Source organism: Nonomuraea sp. NPDC005692, assembly GCF_040631115.1.
In the GTDB taxonomy this organism is placed as follows: Bacteria; Actinomycetota; Actinomycetes; order Streptosporangiales; family Streptosporangiaceae; genus Nonomuraea.
In genome coordinates this window covers 244,156-261,805 of sequence record NZ_JBEXYU010000008.1, presented here as the reverse complement: position 1 = coordinate 261,805, position 17,650 = coordinate 244,156, and the positions used below count along the sequence as shown (strand labels likewise).

The following is a 17,650-nucleotide window of genomic DNA, read 5'->3' as shown; positions in this document are numbered from 1 at the left end:
ACCCGGCCGTGTCAGCGGCGGCGTCAGTGCGGTGACGGCCCGGTGTCAGGGCTCTTCGCGAAGGTTGACCCATGGACGCCGGACCGGAACGGAACCGGCGGATCGACCACCGCGACAAGGAGACACGAATCATGGCAATCGGCGGGAACGGCTTCTCCGAGCAGGGGCTGCGCAGGCTGCGCGAGGTGCTGGCCCGGCACGTCGACTCGGGGAAGATCCCGGGCCTGGTCGCCCTGGTGAGCCGCGGCGAGGAGACGCACGTCGAGGCGATCGGCACGATGCGGCACGACGGCGGCGCGCCCATGCGTCGCGACACCATCTTCCGGATGGCCTCCACGTCCAAGCCCGTCTCGATCGCGGCGGCCATGGTGCTGGTGGACGAGTGCCGGCTGCGGCTGGACGACGTGGTCGACCCGTGGCTGCCCGAGCTGGCCGACCGGCGCGTGCTGACCAGCCCCGGCGCGCCGCTGGACGACACCGTCCCGGCCGGCCGGCCGATCACCGTGCGGGACGTGCTGACCTCCACCTTCGGGCTCGGCATGGACTTCACCGCGCTGGGCAAGCCGATCATGAACGCGATCTTCGAGCGGGGCCTCACCCCGAACCTGCCGGTCGAGATGCCCGAGCAGGACGAGTGGATGCGCCTCCTGGGCGAGCTGCCGCTGATGTACCAGCCGGGCGAGCAGTGGCAGTACCACATCAGCAGCGACCTGGTCGGCGTGCTCGTCTCCCGGGTCACCGGCCGGCCGTTCGAGGAGTTCCTGCGCGAGCGCATCTTCGAACCGCTCGGCATGACCGACACCGGCTTCCACGTGCCCGCCGACCGGATCGACCGGCTGCCGCCCCTGTACGCCCCCGACCCGGTCACCGGCGAGTTCCTCGTCTGGGACGAGCCCGAGGGCGGACGGTGGAGCACGCCGCCGGCGTTCCAGGGAGGCGGCGGCGGCCTGGTCTCCACCGCCGAGGACTACCACGCCTACTTCCGGATGTTGCTCAACGGCGGCACGCACCGGGGCACCCGCATCCTGTCCCGGCCCGCCGTCGAGCTCATGACCACCAACCGGCTCACTCCGCAGCAGAACGACGCCCGCACCGCCCTGGCCAGGAACAACGTGCACATTTCCTTCGGCCAGGGGCAGCAGGGCGGCTGGGGCATGGGCATGGCGGTGCGCACCTACCGCGGCGACTACGCCCCGATCGGCCAGTTCGGCTGGGACGGCGGCAGCGGCACCTCGGCCTACGCCGACCCGGCCAACCAGCTCACCGGCATCCTGCTCTGCCAGCTCGGCTACTCCGTCCCGAACCCGGCACACCTGATGAACGACTTCTGGACCACCCTCTACCAGGCCCTCGACGACTGACACCGAGCCGGCGGTGAGAGCGCGCCGACCGGCGGTGCAAGCGCGGGGCCAGCCCCGCGCAACAGCGGTCCTCTTTGCTGAGGCTGTCCGACGTCAGTCTCACAAGGGGGGACCAATGACCAGATCAATGACCAGAACGGGGAAGGCGGCCGGCGCGGCCGCCGCCGCGAGTGCGCTGCTGCTCGCGGTGGCATCGCCGGCGCAGGCCGCGACCGACATCAAGCTCGACTGTCACACGTACGGCAGCAAGGCGCTCCGGTACGAGCTCGACGCGACCGCCACCTTCGAGAACCTGCCGGGCGGGGGCCGCGCCTGGCACAAGCTGACCTTCCGCGTCAGCCACGGCGGGTCCACGACCGTGGTGAAGATGCGGATCAGGGACGGCTACCGGAACGCCTGGGCCTTCGAGCGCACCGTCGAGCCGGGGACGACCTACACCGCGCTGCCGCTGGTCGACGGCGGACGGCCGCTCGTCACGAACACCGACCGCAAGGACGACCAGGTCGTGTTCGCGGCGTTCTTCGCCACCGCCCAGGACCCCGCCCCCCGCTGCCTCGCCCGCTCGGCGCCGATGTAGCCGCCCGCCCATGGGGGGCAGCAGCGGTGCAACATTCCGGCAACCGGGCCCGCGTAGGCCTTGGTCCCGAGGACGACGGGACGGAACGTCGAAGGAGGCACCGAGATGGCAGCCGAACCGGCATCGCAGCACACCCCCGATCGGCGGACACCGCACACCCCCGGACGGGCAGCGCCCCGAAGGCCCGGTGAAGCGGCGCGGCGACGGCCCGGCGGGGGGTTGCCGCGGGAGCCCGGCGAGGGAACACCTGGAGCCGGCGAAGAGGTGCCCGGAGGCGGCGAAGAGGTGCCCGGAGGGGGTGAGGGAACGCCCGGAGGCGGTGAGGAGGTGCCCGGCAGTGGTGGGGGACCGGTGGAGGTCAGGCCGCCCGGGCGGCGGTTCCTCGCCGTCGGGTCAGGGGCGGCGCGGGCGTGACCGGCCACCGCGCCACCTCACGGCCCCCGCGCGGAGGTGACGTACCCCCGCGCCACCTCACGGCCGTCGCGCGGACGTCACCTCGCGGCCGCCTCGGCGCCGGCCAGGGCCGCGGTCACGGTTTCCGCGATGGTGCGGCGGCGGCCGGCGGTGTGGCGGGCCTGGTAGGCGCCGGCGCCGAGTGCCGCAAGCAGGCCGCTCTCCAACGCGGCGAGGTCGGCCGCCTCGCACGGCGGCACGGGGGCCGAGATCGTCTCGCGGATCGCCGCGGCGCCGCCGAGCAGTTCGGCCGCGGCGGCGTGGGAGCCGTCCAGGTGCAGGGTGCGGGCGATGGCCTCCACCACGCTCGACGACCGGCACAGGTCGCCCAGGCGGTGCTGGACGTCGAGCGCGCGGGCCAGCCGCCGGGCCGCGGCCCCGAGGTCCGCCCCGGACGGCCCGGCGCCGGTCAGGTCGGCCAGGGCCAGCAGGTTGTCGGCCCAGCCGAGCCCTTCGGGGAAGCCGACGTCCTCGAAGAGCGCCAGGGCCTCCAGCAGCAGGTCGCGCGCGCGTTCGGGGTCGCCGTCGTACAGGTCGCACGCGGCCAGGTCCAGCAGCGTCCAGCCGATGCGCTCCTTGTCGCCCAGCCGGACGAACTCGTCGTGCGCCTCCCGCGCCCGCGCCCGCGCCTCGGTGAAGCGCCCGGCCAGCCATGAGGCCAGAGCGAGCATCTCGACCTGGAAGGCCTCGCCCCAGGTGTCCCTGGCGGTCCGGTACTCCTGCCGCGCCTGCTCGTGGGTGCGCAGGGCGCGGTCGAAGTCGCCGGTCTCGCGGGCGATCTCGCCGAGCATGCTCAGCGCCCGCGCGACGCCGGCCGCGTCGCCGAGCCGCCGGCACGCGGCCAGTGCGCGTTCGGCGTACCCGGCGGCGGGCGTGTAGTCGCACTCGTAGGCGGTCAGCGTCGCGGCACCGCCCAGCGCCTTGGCCACGTACGGCTCCGGGGCGCCCCCGGCGTGCCGCAACGCGGTCTCCAGCCAGTGGCGGCCTTCGGAGTAGTGGCCCCGCAGGTAGCAGTAGCGCCAGACGGCCCCCGCGATGCGCAGCGCCACCTCGTCGGCGGCGCCGAAGGTGCAGGCGGCGCGCAGGTTGTCGTGCTCGGCGGCGATGCGGTCCAGCGTCGCGCCGAGCCCCGGCCCCTTCAGCTCGCCCTCCGTCTTCTCGGCGAAGGCCAGGTAGTACTCGGCATGCCGCCGCGCGATCCGGTCGCGCCGCTGCGGGGCGAGCTCCCCGGCGGCGAACTGGCGGATCGTCTGCGACATGCGGTACCGGGCGCCGGCCGGCGTGGGGTCGACGGTCAGCAGGGACTTGTCGACGAGCCGTCCCAGCAGGTCGAGAACGTCGGGCTCGGCCGAGACCGCGGCGGCCGCCGTCAGGTCGCAACCGCCGGGGAACACCGACAGGGCGCCCAGCAGCTCGCGCTCGCCGGTGTCGAGCAGGGCGTAGCTCCAGTCGATGACGGCCCGCATCGTCCGGTGCTGCGGGGGCGAGGTGCGCGGGCCGCCGGTCAGCAGCGTGAAGTGGTCGTGCAGCCGTTCGGCGATCTGGGGCAGCGTCAGCACCCTGGCCCGGGCCGCGGCCAGCTCCAGGGCCAGCGGAAGCCCGTCCAGGTCGGCGCAGATCAGTGACAGCGCGGCCCGCTGGTCGTCGTCCAGACCGGCGGCGGGGCCGAGCCCGGCGCGTTCCAGGAACAGCTCGGCCGACGGCGGCGCGCCCAGCGGCGGCACCCGCCACACCAGCTCGCCTCCCACGCGCAACGTCTCCCTGCTGGTGGCCAGGATGTGCACCGACGGGCAGCTCGTGAGCAGCTCGTGCGTCACGGCGGCGCAGGCGTCGGCCAGGTGCTCGCAGTTGTCGAGCACGAGCAGCACGCGCCGCGTCCCCAGGTGCTCGGCGAGCGCCCGCAGCGTGGAGTGGCCGCCCGTGGTGTGCACGCCGAGCAGGTCGGCGATCGCCGGCGCCACCAGCTCGGGGTCCTCGACCTGGGCCAGCTCCACGAAGTGCACGCCGTCGAAGCCCGCGTCCACCGACACGGCCATGGCCAGGCGGGTCTTGCCGACGCCGCCCATGCCGGTCAGCGTCACCAGGCGGTGGCCCTCGACGAGGGGACGCAGCTCGGCCAGGTCCGCCGCACGTCCGACGAGCCGGGTGATCGGGGCCGGGACGCCGGTGCGCAGGCCCGCCGGGGCCACCGGGGCGGCCGTCACCTGCCGCACGACCGGCGCGACGCCAGGAGGCAGCAGGTCCTCGGCGGTGAGCCGGCGGCACAGCACGTTCGCCTCGATCTCGCGCAGCGCCGGGCCGGGATCGACGCCGAGCTCCTCGTCGAGCACCCGGCGGGCCCGCTGGAAGGTGGCCAGGGCGTCGCCCTGCCGCCCCGACAGGGCATGGGCGATCATGAGCAGCTCCCACAGGTGCTCGCGCAGCGGATGCTCCACGACCAGGTGCTCCAGCTGTTCGGCGGCGGCCCGGTGCAGCCCCAGGCGCAGCCGCGCGGTCAGGACGTCCTCCGTCGCCGACAGCCGCATCTCCCTGAGCCGCTCCATCTCCCCGTGCGCCCAGCCGTGCACCTGGCAGTCGGCGAGCACGTCGCCCCGCCACAGCTCCAGCGCGCCCGCGAGCACGCCGGCCGCCCGGTCCGAGACCTCCTCCGCCAGCAGGCCGCGGCCGAGCAGCACCTCGGACTCGAAGACGGCGGCGTCGACCTCGCCGGGCACGAGCGCCAGCCGGTAGCCGGGCGCGCGGGTCTCCAGGACCTCGGGCAGACCGGCCTCGCGCAGCCTGCGGCGCAGGTGGGAGATGTAGGTGTGCAGCGTGCGCACGGCCTCCGCCGGCGGCTGCTCGCCGTAGAGGCCGTCCACCAGGCGCTCCACCGACACCACCCGGCCGGGCGTGAACGCCAGCAGGCCCAGCACCGCGCGCAGGCGGGATCGTGGCAGGCCGGTACGCCGGTGTCCGGCGACGAGCTCGACGGGTCCGAGTACGGCCACGCGCATGTTTGCGGCCACCGGGTGCTACCTCCGGGCAGGGGGCTGACATCGTCGACGACGAGTAAAGGCGCCGGGATCTGTCACGTCCTCAGGGAAACCCCTGAACCCGCGCGACATTTTCCCCGAGGATCATGGTTTGTTACGCTCCACGAGCCGTGACGGAACGATGCCCCCACCGTCCCGGCCGCGCCGAGGGGCGGTGCCACGGCAGGAGAACATGGGCGAACGCCTCCTCGGAAGAGACGCCGAGCTGGACTCGGTGCGCGCATGGCTCGGCCTCCGGCACGCCGGCCCCCGCCTGCTCATGATCAGCGGCGCGGCCGGCATGGGCAAGACGTCGTTGTGGACGGCCGCGCTGTCCACCGTCAGGGCCGGCGCTGGCAGGGTGCTCGCCTGCCGCCCGGGGGAGACGGAGACCGGGCTGATCTACTCCGGCCTCGGCGACCTGCTCGACGGGCAGCAGGACACTCCGGCGGTCCGCGCGTTGCCCGCGCCGCTGCGTGACGCGCTCGGGGTGGCGCTGCTCTGGCAGCAGCCCGGGCGCACGCCGCCGGACCAGCGGGCGGTCGCGCTGGCCGTGCTGCACCTGCTCAGACGGTACGCCGACGAGGGGCCGCTGATCGTCGGCGTGGACGACCTGCAATGGCTCGACCCGTCCACCGAGGCGGTGCTCGGCTTCGCGCTGCGCCGGCTGGAACAGCCCGCCGGAGTGCTGGCCACGGTGCGCACGGGCACCGGCGACCTGTCCTGGCCCCCGCTCGCCCGCGCCGTGCCCCCCGACCGGGTGGAACGCCGCGAGCTCGGCCCCATGGACGCCGACGCCATCGGCGCCCTGCTCACCGCCCGGTACGGCCGGCCGCCGCGGCCCGGTCTGCTGCGGGTCGTCCACGAGGCCGGCGGCGGCAACCCGCTGTTCGCGCTGGAGCTGGCCAGGACTCTGGACGACCGGCCCGGCCCCGATGCGCAGCCGCCCGTCCCGGAGAGCCTGCGGCACCTGCTGCGTACCGTGATGGACGGCCTGTCGGAGGCGGCGGCCGAGGTGGCGCTGATGCTCGCCTCCGCCTCCCGCGCCCGCGCCGGGCTGCTCGACGGGCTACCGGCGGGGCACGAGGGGCTGGCCGAGCTGGTCGCCCGGCACGTCGTCGTCACCGGCGGCCCGGTCCCGCGCTTCGCCAACCCCCTGTACGGCGCCGCCGTCCTGGAGTCGGCCGGAGCGGCGAGGCGGCGCGAGATGCACGCCAGGCTCGCCCGTACGGCGGCCGGGCCGGAGGAGCGGGCCCGGCATCTGGCCTTCGCCGCGACCGGTCCCGACGCGGTCGCCGCCGACGCCCTGCACGAGGCGGCGCGGGCGGCGGTGGCGCGCGGGGCGCCGTACACGGCGGGCGAGCTGGCCGAGTGGGCCGCCCGGCTCACCCCGCCCGAGCAGGACGACCTGGCCACCAGGCGGCGGATCGAGGCCGCGGCGAACCTGCTCACCAGCGGCGGCGCGTCCCGGGCCCGCGCGCTGCTGGAGGACGTCGTGGAGCGGTGCCCGTCCGGGCCGGTCAAGGCCGAGGTGCTGTTCCTGCTGAACCGGGCGATCTTCGGTGAGGGCGACTACGCCGGCGCGCTCGTCCCCAACCAGCGGGCCAGGCTGGAGGCGGGGGAGTCGACCGAACTGCTCGTGCCGATCCTGGCCGACCTCGCGTACTCGCGCATGCACGTCGGCCACCTGGCCGGAGCCGCCGGTCACGCCCGCGAGCTGCTGGCCGTGGCCACCCGCACCGGGGACGCCGCCCTGCGCGACGAGGCCACCATCGCCACGATCACCATCGAGTTCATGCGCACCGCCAGGCCGCCCGCCGCGGTGCCCGAGCCGTCCTACGACAACCCGCTGGACCGCTCCCCGTTCGCCGCCCTGCACGTGGCCGGCTACCTGTACCGCTCGCTCGGCGACCTGCCGGCGGCGCGGGCGGCGCTCGACACCGTCCGCACGGCGGCGGTGGCGGCCGGCGTCGAGGCCTACATCCCGTCCGCGCTGATGTGGGCCACCGAGGTGGAGTGCCTGGCGGGCGACCTCGACGCCGCCGCCGAACGCGCCGCGCTCGCCCGCCGCGCCGGGCAGGAGACCGGGACGCCGTCCACGTCCGCCCTGTACACCGAGGCGTTGGTGCTGGCCCACCGGCGTGAGCTGGACCGGGCGCGGCCGATCGCCGAGGAGGGGCTGACCGTGGCGTTGCGGTCCGGCATGGGCACGGGCGCGCTGTGCCTGCGGGCCCTGCTCGGTTTCGTCGAACTGGCGGCGGGCGACCCGGCCGAGGCGGCACGGCACCTGGAGCACATGGAGCAGGCGGCCACGGCCCTCGGAGCGGCGCTGGAAGTGGTGTGCCCGACCGCGGTGTCCGACCACGTGGAGGCGCTGGTGGCGCTCGGCCGCCTCGACCGGGCCGCCGAGCTGGCCGAGCGGGCCGCCAGGTCGGCGCGGCTCATCGGCCGGCCGCTGGCCAGGGGCGTGGCGGGCCGGGCCCGTGGCCTGCTGCTCGTGGCCACGGGCTCGCCCAAACGGGCCGCGGAGGAGCTGCGCGCCGCCTGCGCGGAGTTCACCGCCGGAGGCATGCCGTTCGAGCTCGGCCGCACGCTGCTGGCGCTGGCCCAGGCGCAGGCGCGGCAGCGGCAGCGGGCCGCGGCCAGGCAGAGCGCCGAACGGGCCGCCGCCGTGTTCGCCGGGCTCGGCGCGGACCGCTGGGCCGAGGCGGCCGCGCAGCCCGCCCGCCCGGCCGAGCCGTACGGGCTGACGCCGTCGGAGGGGCGGGTGGCGGTGCTCGCGGCGCGCGGCCGGTCCAACCGGGAGATCGCCGAGGAGCTGGTGATCGATGTGAAGACCGTGGAGACGCACCTGTCCAGCGCCTACCGCAAGCTGGGCGTGCGCGGCCGGACGCAGCTCGCGGTCCGGTTCGGCGACGACGCGGGCACCGGCCGCGCCTGACCGCTCACCTGTGCCGGGCCGCGGCGGTCAGCTCGCGCAGGCGCGCCAGGAACGCCTGCCCGGCCGGCCCGGTGTCGAGCGGCAGCAGGTACGAGCTCGCGTCCGACGACCCGAACCACCGCGCCTGCACGTCGACCCCCGAGGCCCGCCCGTACGGCGCGGGGTCGGCGACGCGCAGCGACACGTCCGCCAGCCTGGCGCCCAGCCGCACCTGCGTGCCCCGGTCGGTGACGGTGGCGATCACGATCACGCCCGGCGTGACGACGGCCGCCGTGGTGAACGGCCCGATCTCCAGCCCGGCCGCCCGGGACGCGCCGAACAGCCCGTCCAGCAGGCCGCGCCGCACGCGGCCCGGCGGCGGGACGGGGACGCTGCGGGTCTCCCAGCAGACGTCGGCCGTCTCCGCCAGGTCGCCGAGCAGCTGCTGCCCGGCGTATTCCGTGACCGCGGCCCGCAGACGGTCGTCCAGGCCGCTCACCGGGCACAGCCGGGTCGCTCGGGTGTAATCCAGGTTCATGACGCTCCCCTGATGAGATCGGGCAGATGGGCGCCCAGCGGCGTGCCCGCCAGCAGCCGGGCGGTGAGGTCGGTGTCGAAGCCGCTGAAGTAGCCCAGCAGCCAGGAAGCGTAGAGCCCGTAGGCGTCGAAGTAGCGCACCTGCCCCTCGTCGCCGGTCACGTACCGGTAGGCGGGGACGCGGCCGGTCTCGACCGCGGCCGCGTCCGGGGCGCAGCACGGGATCGGGCGGGGACGGGCGTTCTCGCCCGGCCGCCACACGACGGTCTCCGTGGACGGCCCGTGCGCCGGGTCGAACAGGCACGGCGGGCTCTTCCCCGCGCCGGGGGCGAGCCGCCGCCCGGCCTCCGCCAGCGCCTCCGTGCACGCCGCCACCTCCCGCCAGTACGTCGAGCCGTCCGCGGCCGAGGCGCGCAGCGCGTGACTCCCCGCCAGGCGGCGGTACTCGCGGGCGGCCTCCGCGCCCTGCGGCAGCCTCGCGTCCAGCATGCGCAGGTCCTGCTCCAGGCAGGCGCCGACCCACTCCTTGAGCTCGGCGAAGTCGCGCTCCGCCGCGGCGCCGGACGTCCCGAGCCGGTCGCGGACGAGCGCCCACACCGCGATCGGCACGGCGACCACCGCGATCGACAGGACGACGATGATCGTCATCTCCGTTCTCCTTCCAGGCTTCAGCGGCCGGCGGCGGGCCACAGGTACGTCTGCCGCCAGTCCGGGATCGGCTCGCCGGCCCGGTGCCCGGTGCCGAGCAGCAGGTAGACGCAGGCCGAGACCAGCGCGGACAGCAGGAAGCCGACGTCCAGGCCGCCGGTCAGGCCGACCAGCGGGCCGGTGTAGAGGGGGCTGTCGGCGTCCAGAAGGCCGACGGCGGCCCCCGCCAGCCAGGCGGCGCAGGCGCGCGGGTTCCAGCCGCCGGCATACCAGTAGCGGCCGCCCGACAGGCTCTTGTTGTGCACCTGCAGATCGCGCACGTCGTACACCCGCCCGCAGCGCAGGTGCCCGATCAGCGCGATGACCGCCCACGGCGTGGCCAGCACGGTCAGCACCACGACGAACCCGGTCACGGCCTGCTCCACCCCCACCGTGGAACGGCCCGCGAACACCAGCCCGACCGTGACCGCCGTCGCCACCGCCGCCCCCGCCGTCCTCGACGTGCGCGGGAACAGGCCGTGCAGCTCCAGCCCCATGTTGTACAGCGGCACACCCGCCGCGCCCAGGCACCCGGCCACGCCGGCGAACAGCAGCAGCGGCACGTACCAGGCCGGCGCCGCCCGTACCAGGCTCTCCAGGTACGCGCTCTCCGCCCGCGTCGAGATCGCCACGAAGGCGCCGAACAGCGTGGGCGCCAGCAGCCCGCAGAACAACCCGGCGGCCGACGACCACACCACGCTCGCCGCGCTGTGCCGCCTGGGCGACAGGTAACGCGTGTAGTCGCCGATGATCGTGGCGTAGGCGACGGGGCCGCTGATCCCGGCCGTGACCAGGGCGAGAATCCACGCCGATGCGCCACTCGGCCGACCTGCGGCGGCCGCGGACCAGGACGGGTCGAAGCCCGGCGCGTACGCGACCACCCCGGCGGCCAGCACCAGCGCCATCGGAGCCACCAGCAGCGCGCTGATCCGGGAGATCAGCTCGAACCCGCCGACGGCCAGGGCCGCCACCAGCACCGCGATGCCCGCGTAGGCCGCCGCGCGCGCCGCCTCGCCCGGAACAGCGCCCGGAACGGCGCCGCTCGCCCGGGCGAGCACCACCACGACGGCCTCGCCGCCCGTCCAGATCGCCACCGCCGTGTATCCCAGGGACAGCAGCAGCCCGATCAGCGAGCCCACCAACCGGCCGCGCACGCCGAAATGCGCGCCCGCGGCCACCGTGTTGCTCGTCCCGGCCCGGAACCCCAGCAGCGCCAGCGGCGCCGCCACCAGCAGGCCGAGCGCGGTGCCCGCCGTGGCGGCCACGACGATCTGCCACCAGCTCAGGCCGTACGTGACGGGCAGCCAGCCGAACACCGTCGCGCTGAGCGACAGGTTCGACCCCACGAGCACCCACGCCACGCTCGCGGGGCGGGCGGTGCGGCGGTGCTCGGGCATGGCGGAGACGCCGTGCCGCTCGATCACCCTGCGCTGTTCCATGGCGGCCGTCCCTTCCGATCGCGGTCCGGGACCACGATCGGCGGCGGCGGTTGCGCGCCGGTCGACGCCGGGCTTGCCGGTGGCGGGCAAGCGGGCGGCAACATGGCGGCAAGGCGTGCCCGCTCGCCTCCCGGAACGGTTCTACGGCGCTGTCACGGGGCTCACTCGTGCGGCCACAGCCCGGCGAGGCGCGCGATGCGGAGACCGGCGTGCAGTTCCAGGCGGATCGATCCGTCCGTGATGTCGCAGCCGATGACCTCGCGGATGCGGTCGAGCCGGTAGTAGAGCGTGCTGCGGTGGATGCGCAGCCGCCGTGCCGCGCTCTGGATCTCGCCGCCGCTGTCGAGGTAGCCCTCCAGCGTCGCCGCGAGTTCGACGCCGTGCGGCGCGTCCAGCAGGCGTCGCACTCCGTCGGGGAACTGGCTCGGCGTCAGCCGGTCGAGCGGCAGCTGCAGGAACAGGCGGTCGAGGCCGAGCTCGTCCCAGAAGACGCGCTTGCCGTACCGCTGCGGATCGAGTCGCGAAGCGCGGTGGGCGAGCCGGGCCTCGTGGTAGGAGTCGACCGCCTCCGCCAGCGACGGCTTCACGCTGCCCACACCCGCCACGACCGCCTCCAGACCGGGACCGGCGAGCGCGCGTTCGAGCCTGTCGTGATTCACCGGACGCGGGAAGAGCACAATTCCCTCGGCCCCGAGAACGGCGCCGACGATTTTCACGGTCGTCGATCTCGTGGTGAATTCCAGGGTCGCCTCGACGGCCAGCCGGGTAATGGATCTGGGCGCCGAGTCAGGGGCCCGGAGAACGAGCACGGAATAATGCTCGACATCGTCGATGAGATTGTCCCGCACGAGTTTCCCGGCCGCCTCCGCGCGTTTCTCCGGCGATTCTCCGAGCAATTCCGCGAGCAGCTGCCGCGAATTCTCCGTGCCGTGCCGGCGATCGGAGATGCGCAGCGACAGCAGCGCGCCCATTTCCGGCGCGGCCGATTCCAGCACCGCGAGGTCGTCGGCGCGCGGCGCCTCCCGGTCCTCGACGTAATAGACGTAGCCGAGCAGTTGCTGCTCATGACGCAACGGCAGCACGACCAGCTCGCCGTCGTCCTGGGGGACCCGTACGCCGTGCCTGGCCTGACGCAGCCGATGCTCCTCCACCAGCGACTTCGTCAGCGGGGCGGTCGAGCCGGCGAGCAGCCGGGCCAGCCGGGCGAGCCGCGCGTCGGTGTCGTGGACGCTGAACGCCGCGATCCTCAGGTCGCGATCGACCACCACGAGCGCCACGCCCAGGCGATCGGCCAGATCTTGCACGGCGTCATCAAGGCTCACCGGGGTTGCTCCTCTCCTGCGACACAGCGTCGGATCGGCGCCGACAACTAACGACAGATCGTACGAAGCGCATCAACGTGGTGTCCGTCTACGGTGGTGCGACAGCGCACAAGTTAGCAATGCGAGGGGTGCGGGTGGCAAGCCCCGCCGTCGCCCCGCGGGCCGATCACAGCCGTCCGCCCGATCAACAGATCATGCCGAGCAATGCCCGTACAGCACGGGAAGGAACCCATTCCAGTGACCGAGCGCACCGTCGAGACCAACGGCTATTCCACATTTTTCCTGGAAAGCGGCGACGACAACCGCGAGACCGTGATCCTGCTGCACGGCGGCGGCCCCGGCGCCAACGCGGTGTCGAACTGGAGCGGCTTCATGCCCGCCCTGAGCGACGACTACCACGTGCTGGCTCCCGACCTCGTCGGCTACGGCCGCACCGACCATCCCGAGGACATGCCGGGCAGCCTGACCGGCTGGATGCGCATGCGGGTCGAGCAGGTGCTCGCCCTGATGGACGCCCGCGGCATCGAGCGGGCGCACCTGGTCGGCAACTCGATGGGCGGCGCCCTGGCCATGCACCTGGTGATGACGGCGCCGGAGCGCTTCGCCCGGATCTCCCTGATGGGCAGCGCGGGCGGGCACTCGCAGCCGACGCCCGAGGTCATGCGGATGGTGTCCTTCTACAAGGACCCGACGATCAGCGCGCTGGAGAACCTCACCAAGTGGTTCGTCCACGACGAGGACGCGCTCGGCACGTCGATCTCGGAGATCACCGCGACGCGTTACCAGGAGGTCATGCGGCCCGAGGTGCGGCGTTCCTTCGAGCGCTTCTTCTCCTCCTCGCCCGCCGAGATGGCCGTGCCGCCGTCGGCGCTGCGCCGGATGCCGCACCCGTTCCTCGTCGTGCACGGCCGCGAGGACCGGTTCGTCACCCCCGACTCCAGTGTCTTCCTGCAGCAGCACCTGCCCAACGCGCAGCTGCACATCTTCCCGCACTGCGGCCACTGGGTGCAGATCGAGCGCGCCGCCGAGTACGCGGCGCTGCTGCGGGGCTTCCTCACCGACGCGTTCTGACCTCGTACGACAGGAGACATCAGGCATGGACATCAAGCAGCTCGGCTACCTCGGCCTGTCCGCGCGCGAGCCGGACGCCTTCACCGCCTACGCCACGGACATCCTCGGCATGCAGCGTGTCGCGGGGGAGGACGGCGCCACCCACTTCCGCATCGACGACGTGCACCACCGCATCACCGTCGAGGCCGGCGAGCAGGACGGCGGCGCCTACTACGGCTGGGAGGTCGCCGACGCCGGCGCGCTGAGCGCCGCGCTCGACGAGCTGAGCGACCACGGCGTCGTGGCCCACCAGGCGACCCAGCGCGAGCTGGAGATCCGCCGCGTGGCCGGCATGGCGCACTTCCTGGACCCGGCGGGCAACCGGGTGGAGCTGTTCCACGGGGCCTCGGCGGGCGAGGGGCAGTTCACCTCGGCGCGGGACATCGAGCGGTTCGTCACGGGCGACCTCGGCCTCGGCCATGTGGTGCTGGCCAGCCCGGACGTGCCGGCCCAGCAGCGGTTCTACACCGACGTCCTGGGCTTCAAGATCAGCGACACGATGCGCAGGCCGTTCCAGGCCACGTTCCTGCACACGAACCCGCGCCACCACAGCATCGCCTTCGTGGACGGCCCGTTCTTCGGCATCCACCAGCCGTTCCTGCACCACTTCATGCTCGAGGTCCCCGACATGGACCAGGTCGGGCGCACCTACGACCTCGTGCTCGACCGCGACGTCCCGGTCACCATGACGCTCGGCCGGCACAGCAACGACCAGATGTTCTCCTTCTACGCCGAGTCCCCGGTGGGCGTGCACACCGAGTTCGGCAGCGGCGGCGTGCTCATCGACGACGCGACCTGGCAGGTCACCGAGATCCCCGGCCCCGACCTCTGGGGCCACCGGCACTGACGTCCTCCCTTCTAGGAGCCATTGACATGGAAACCCTCACCCCCGTCGTGGAGACGGACGTGCTGATCGTCGGCGCCGGCCCGGCGGGCGCCACCGCCGCGGCGCTGCTCTCGACGTACGGCATCGCCAACGTGGTGCTCAACAAGTACGCCGGGGTCTCGAACACGCCTCGCGCGCACATCACCAACCAGCGCGGCGTCGAGGTGCTGCGCGACCTCGGGCTGGAAGGCGAGGTGACCAAGAACGCGACCCCGCAGCACCTGATGGGCGAGCACGTGTACGCCACCAGCCTCGCCGGCCAGGAGCTCGGCCGCCTGCGCACCTGGTACACCCACCCGCACTTCAAGGCCGAGCACGACCTGGCCAGCCCGTGCTCGGTGTGCGACCTGCCGCAGCACGTGCTGGAGCCCATCCTGGTCAACGCCGCCGCCACGCGCGGGTCGTCCGTGCGCTTCAACACCGAGCTGCTGACGTTCACGCAGGACGACGACGGCGTGACCGCCCTGGTCAGGGACAGGCTGACCGGCCAGGAGTACGGCATCCGCAGCAAGTACCTGATCGGCGCGGACGGCGGCAACTCGACCGTCGCCGCGCAGGCGGGCCTGCCGCTGGTCGGCAAGATGGGGCTCGGCGGCTCGATCAACGTGGTGTTCGAGGCGGATCTCACCCGCTTCGTCGAACACCGTCCGGGCGACATGTACTGGTTCGTCCAGCCGGGTGTCGGCCACGACGGCAACGGCATCGGCGTGCTGCGCATGGTGCGCCCGTGGACCAAGTGGGTCGGCGTGTGGGGCTACGACGTCAACGCCGGGCAGCCCTCGCTCACCGAGGAGGACGGCGTCCGCATCGCCCACCAGCTGATCGGCGACGACCAGGTGCCGGTGACGGTCGAGTCGATCTCCACCTGGGCGGTCAACGACGTCTACGCCACCGACAACATGGCGGGCCGGGTCATCTGCGTCGGCGACGCCGTGCACCGGCACTCGCCCATGAACGGCCTCGGTTCGAACACCTCCATCCAGGACAGCTACAACCTGTGCTGGAAGCTCGCCATGGTGTTGCGCGGCGAGGCCGCGCCGGCGCTGCTCGACAGCTACCGGGAGGAGCGGCTGCCGGTCGCCAGGCAGATCGTCCAGCGCGCCAAGCGCAGCGACGGGCTGATGCCGCCGATCTTCATGGCGCTGCGCCTGCCGCCCGCCTCGGGCGCGGCGGAGCTGCGCGACGCCCTCGACGGCCTGCTGCTGCCGACGGCCGAGGGCGGCCAGCGGCGGCAGGCGTTCGACGCCGCGATGCAGGCCACGATCATGTGCTTCAACACGCACGGCGTCGAGACCAACCAGCACTACACGTCCGGCGCGATCGTGCCCGACGGCACGCCCGAGCAGCCCGCGCCGCGGGACGAGGAGGTCTACCACTTCGCCTCCACCCGTCCGGGACGCCACCTGCCGCACGTGTGGCTGACCAGGGACCAGCAGCGCGTCTCCACCTTCGACCTGTGCGGCCGGGGCCGGTTCACCCTGCTCACCGGCATCGGCGGCGCGGCCTGGCGGGACGCGGCCGAGCGCGTCGCCGAGCGGCTGGGCGTGCCCGTCCGGGTGCGGTCGATCGGCCGCGGCTGCGACTACGAGGACAGCTACGGCGACTACCGCGCCCTGTCCGAGGTCGGGGAGGACGGGGTGCTCCTGGTCCGTCCCGACCACATGGTCGCCTGGCGGTCCGCGTCCATGGCGGACGATCCGGAGGCGGCGCTGAGCGCCGTGCTCGGCCGGATCCTCGGCCTGGCGACCAAGGAGTAGCGGGCCATGCGCATCGCGGTGGTCGGCGGCGGGCCCGGCGGGCTGTTCTTCGCCGCGCTGATCCGGCAGGCGGACCCGTCGTCCGCGGTAACCGTCTTCGAGCGCAACCGCGCCGACGACACCTTCGGCTTCGGGGTGGTCTTCTCCGACCGGACCCTGGAGGCGATCCACGAGGCGGACCCCGTGCTGCGCGCGGCCCTGGCCGAGCACGGCAGGCACTGGGACGACATCGAGGTCCGGCTGAAGGGTGAGCGGATCAGGTGTGGCGGCAACGGCATGGCCGCGGTCGTCCGGCGCACGCTCCTCCTGCTCCTGCAGGAACGGGCCCGCTCGGTCGGGGCGGAGCTCCGGTTCTCCACCGAGGTGACGCTCGCCGACCTGGCCGGCTACGACCTGGTGGTGGCCGCCGACGGGGCCTCCTCGCGGATCCGCGAGGAGCTCGGCCCCGGACTCGGCTCGCAGGTGGAGACCGCCACGGCCAAGTTCATCTGGTTCGGTACCGACCACCTCTTCGACGGGCTCACCTTCGTCCACGAACGCGGCCCCGACGGCGTCTTCGCGGTGCACGGGTACCCGATCTCCGACACCATGTCGACGTTCATCGTGGAGACCGACGAGGCGTCCTGGCGGCGGGCCGGGCTCGACGCGTTCGACGAGAGCCGGCCGCCGGGGGTGAGCGACCTGCGCTCCAAGGCGTACCTGGAGAAGCTGTTCGCCGAGCACATCGAGGGCGGCCGGCTGCTCACCAACAACTCCCGGTGGGCCGGCTTCCGCACCCGCCGCACCCGCCACTGGCACACGACGGCCCCGCGGCCCGTCGTGCTGCTCGGCGACGCCGCGCACACCGCGCACTTCTCCGTGGGCTCGGGCACCAAGATGGCCATGGAGGACGCCGTAGCGCTCGCGCGGGCGCTGGCCGGGCACCCCGGCGACCTGGCGGCCGCCCTCACGAGCTACGAGCGGGCCGCCCAGCCGCCGGTCCGGCACATCCAGGACTCGGCCCGGCCCAGCCTCGCCTGGTGGGAGAGCTTCGGCAACTACCACGACGCTCTCGACCCGTGGCAGTTCGCCTACCACTTCATGTCCCGCAGCATCTCCGACGCGCGCCTGGCCAGACGCGCGCCGCAGTTCGTCGCGTCGGCCCATCGCCGGTGGCGGGACCTGCACGGCGCCGCCCCCCTGGAGACGGGCTTCGAAGCGGCCGGCTGGTCGGCGTCCGGCCGGCTGCTCGACGTCCTGCCCGGCGCGGACGGCGGCCCCGCCGCCGTCCGGGGGAAGAACGATCTGCCGCTCTCCGCGACGCCGCTGCCCGGCGCGTGGGGCGCCCTGCTGGCGGCGCCGGACGCCGAGGACGGCCTGCCTGACCTGTCCGGGCCCGTCGCCGCCGGCGCGACCCTGATCGCCGTGCACGGCGGCACGGCACTGACCCGCACCCGGCTGTGCGAGGAGGCACGGATGCGCGCGGGACTGCCCGCACTGCTGATCGAACGGGAACCCGACCGCGACCGGGCGCTGACCACGGTGCTCTCCGGCCGCGCGGACCTGGTCGGAGTGCTCTCATGAACGGCCTCGGACCCGGTCGCAGTGCCC

General features: G+C 74.0%; 12 protein-coding genes. 7 read left to right on the top strand and 5 right to left on the bottom strand.

Annotated features, from left to right (window positions below; all coding sequences use genetic code 11):
- The first annotated feature begins 131 nt into the window (after positions 1-131).
- Entirely contained in the window at positions 132-1,361 is a 1,230-nt protein-coding gene (locus ABZ459_RS20130; RefSeq protein ID WP_357971995.1) for a serine hydrolase domain-containing protein, read from the top strand.
- Between the two features lie 127 nt (positions 1,362-1,488).
- Positions 1,489-1,938: a hypothetical protein gene (locus ABZ459_RS20125; RefSeq protein ID WP_357971994.1), complete on the top strand. Its 450-nt coding sequence runs from the start codon at positions 1,489-1,491 to the stop codon at positions 1,936-1,938.
- 491 nt (positions 1,939-2,429) lie between these two features.
- Here ABZ459_RS20125 and ABZ459_RS20120 read toward each other — a convergent pair whose 3' ends face one another.
- Positions 2,430-5,396 (bottom strand): BTAD domain-containing putative transcriptional regulator, encoded by a 2,967-nt coding sequence (locus tag ABZ459_RS20120; RefSeq protein ID WP_357971992.1) that lies wholly within the window; start codon positions 5,394-5,396, stop codon positions 2,430-2,432.
- A 199-nt stretch (positions 5,397-5,595) separates the two neighbouring features.
- On the opposite strand from ABZ459_RS20120, the gene ABZ459_RS20115 reads away from it, so the two are divergent.
- Positions 5,596-8,343 (top strand): LuxR family transcriptional regulator, encoded by a 2,748-nt coding sequence (locus ABZ459_RS20115; protein WP_357971990.1) that lies wholly within the window; start codon positions 5,596-5,598, stop codon positions 8,341-8,343.
- A 4-nt stretch (positions 8,344-8,347) separates the two neighbouring features.
- Here the strand turns inward: ABZ459_RS20115 and ABZ459_RS20110 are convergent, their stop codons facing one another.
- From ABZ459_RS20110 to ABZ459_RS20095, 4 genes are all read right to left on the bottom strand, one after another.
- Entirely contained in the window at positions 8,348-8,860 is a 513-nt protein-coding gene (locus tag ABZ459_RS20110; protein ID WP_357971988.1) for a hypothetical protein, read from the bottom strand.
- The gene (locus ABZ459_RS20105; RefSeq protein ID WP_357971986.1) at positions 8,857-9,507 is read right to left on the bottom strand and encodes a hypothetical protein; all 651 of its coding nucleotides are present in this window, start codon (positions 9,505-9,507) and stop codon (positions 8,857-8,859) included. Before ABZ459_RS20105 ends, ABZ459_RS20110 begins: the two co-directional genes overlap by 4 nt.
- 20 nt (positions 9,508-9,527) lie before the next feature.
- Positions 9,528-10,985, bottom strand: coding sequence for a cytosine permease (locus tag ABZ459_RS20100; RefSeq protein ID WP_357971984.1), 1,458 nt, complete (start codon positions 10,983-10,985; stop codon positions 9,528-9,530).
- Positions 10,986-11,146: 161 nt separating this feature from the next.
- A complete protein-coding gene (locus ABZ459_RS20095; RefSeq protein WP_357971982.1) occupies positions 11,147-12,307 on the bottom strand; it encodes a helix-turn-helix domain-containing protein in 1,161 nt (386 codons plus the stop codon).
- Positions 12,308-12,544: 237 nt separating this feature from the next.
- Between ABZ459_RS20095 and ABZ459_RS20090 the strand changes: the two genes are divergently transcribed.
- Genes ABZ459_RS20090 through ABZ459_RS20075 form a run of 4 tightly spaced genes read left to right on the top strand, consistent with a single transcriptional unit; the run spans position 12,545 to position 17,623 of the window.
- Entirely contained in the window at positions 12,545-13,378 is an 834-nt protein-coding gene (locus ABZ459_RS20090; protein WP_357971980.1) for an alpha/beta hydrolase, read from the top strand.
- A gap of 25 nt (positions 13,379-13,403) precedes the next feature.
- Complete coding sequence (locus ABZ459_RS20085; protein ID WP_357971978.1) at positions 13,404-14,264, top strand: VOC family protein; 861 nt, start codon at positions 13,404-13,406, stop codon at positions 14,262-14,264.
- A 26-nt stretch (positions 14,265-14,290) separates the two neighbouring features.
- Positions 14,291-16,060, top strand: coding sequence for an FAD-dependent monooxygenase (locus ABZ459_RS20080; RefSeq protein WP_357971976.1), 1,770 nt, complete (start codon positions 14,291-14,293; stop codon positions 16,058-16,060).
- Between the two features lie 6 nt (positions 16,061-16,066).
- Positions 16,067-17,623: an FAD-dependent monooxygenase gene (locus tag ABZ459_RS20075; RefSeq protein ID WP_357971974.1), complete on the top strand. Its 1,557-nt coding sequence runs from the start codon at positions 16,067-16,069 to the stop codon at positions 17,621-17,623.
- Positions 17,624-17,650 lie beyond the last annotated feature (27 nt).

Coding starts and splice junctions, on each gene's coding strand:
- ABZ459_RS20130 (WP_357971995.1), top strand. CDS start 132: ATGGCAATCGGCGGGAACGGCTTCTCCGAGCAGGGGCTGCGCAGGCTG.
- ABZ459_RS20125 (WP_357971994.1), top strand. CDS start 1,489: ATGACCAGAACGGGGAAGGCGGCCGGCGCGGCCGCCGCCGCGAGTGCG.
- ABZ459_RS20115 (WP_357971990.1), top strand. CDS start 5,596: ATGGGCGAACGCCTCCTCGGAAGAGACGCCGAGCTGGACTCGGTGCGC.
- ABZ459_RS20110 (WP_357971988.1), bottom strand. CDS start 8,860: ATGAACCTGGATTACACCCGAGCGACCCGGCTGTGCCCGGTGAGCGGC.
- ABZ459_RS20105 (WP_357971986.1), bottom strand. CDS start 9,507: ATGACGATCATCGTCGTCCTGTCGATCGCGGTGGTCGCCGTGCCGATC.
- ABZ459_RS20100 (WP_357971984.1), bottom strand. CDS start 10,985: ATGGAACAGCGCAGGGTGATCGAGCGGCACGGCGTCTCCGCCATGCCC.
- ABZ459_RS20085 (WP_357971978.1), top strand. CDS start 13,404: ATGGACATCAAGCAGCTCGGCTACCTCGGCCTGTCCGCGCGCGAGCCG.
- ABZ459_RS20080 (WP_357971976.1), top strand. CDS start 14,291: ATGGAAACCCTCACCCCCGTCGTGGAGACGGACGTGCTGATCGTCGGC.
- ABZ459_RS20075 (WP_357971974.1), top strand. CDS start 16,067: ATGCGCATCGCGGTGGTCGGCGGCGGGCCCGGCGGGCTGTTCTTCGCC.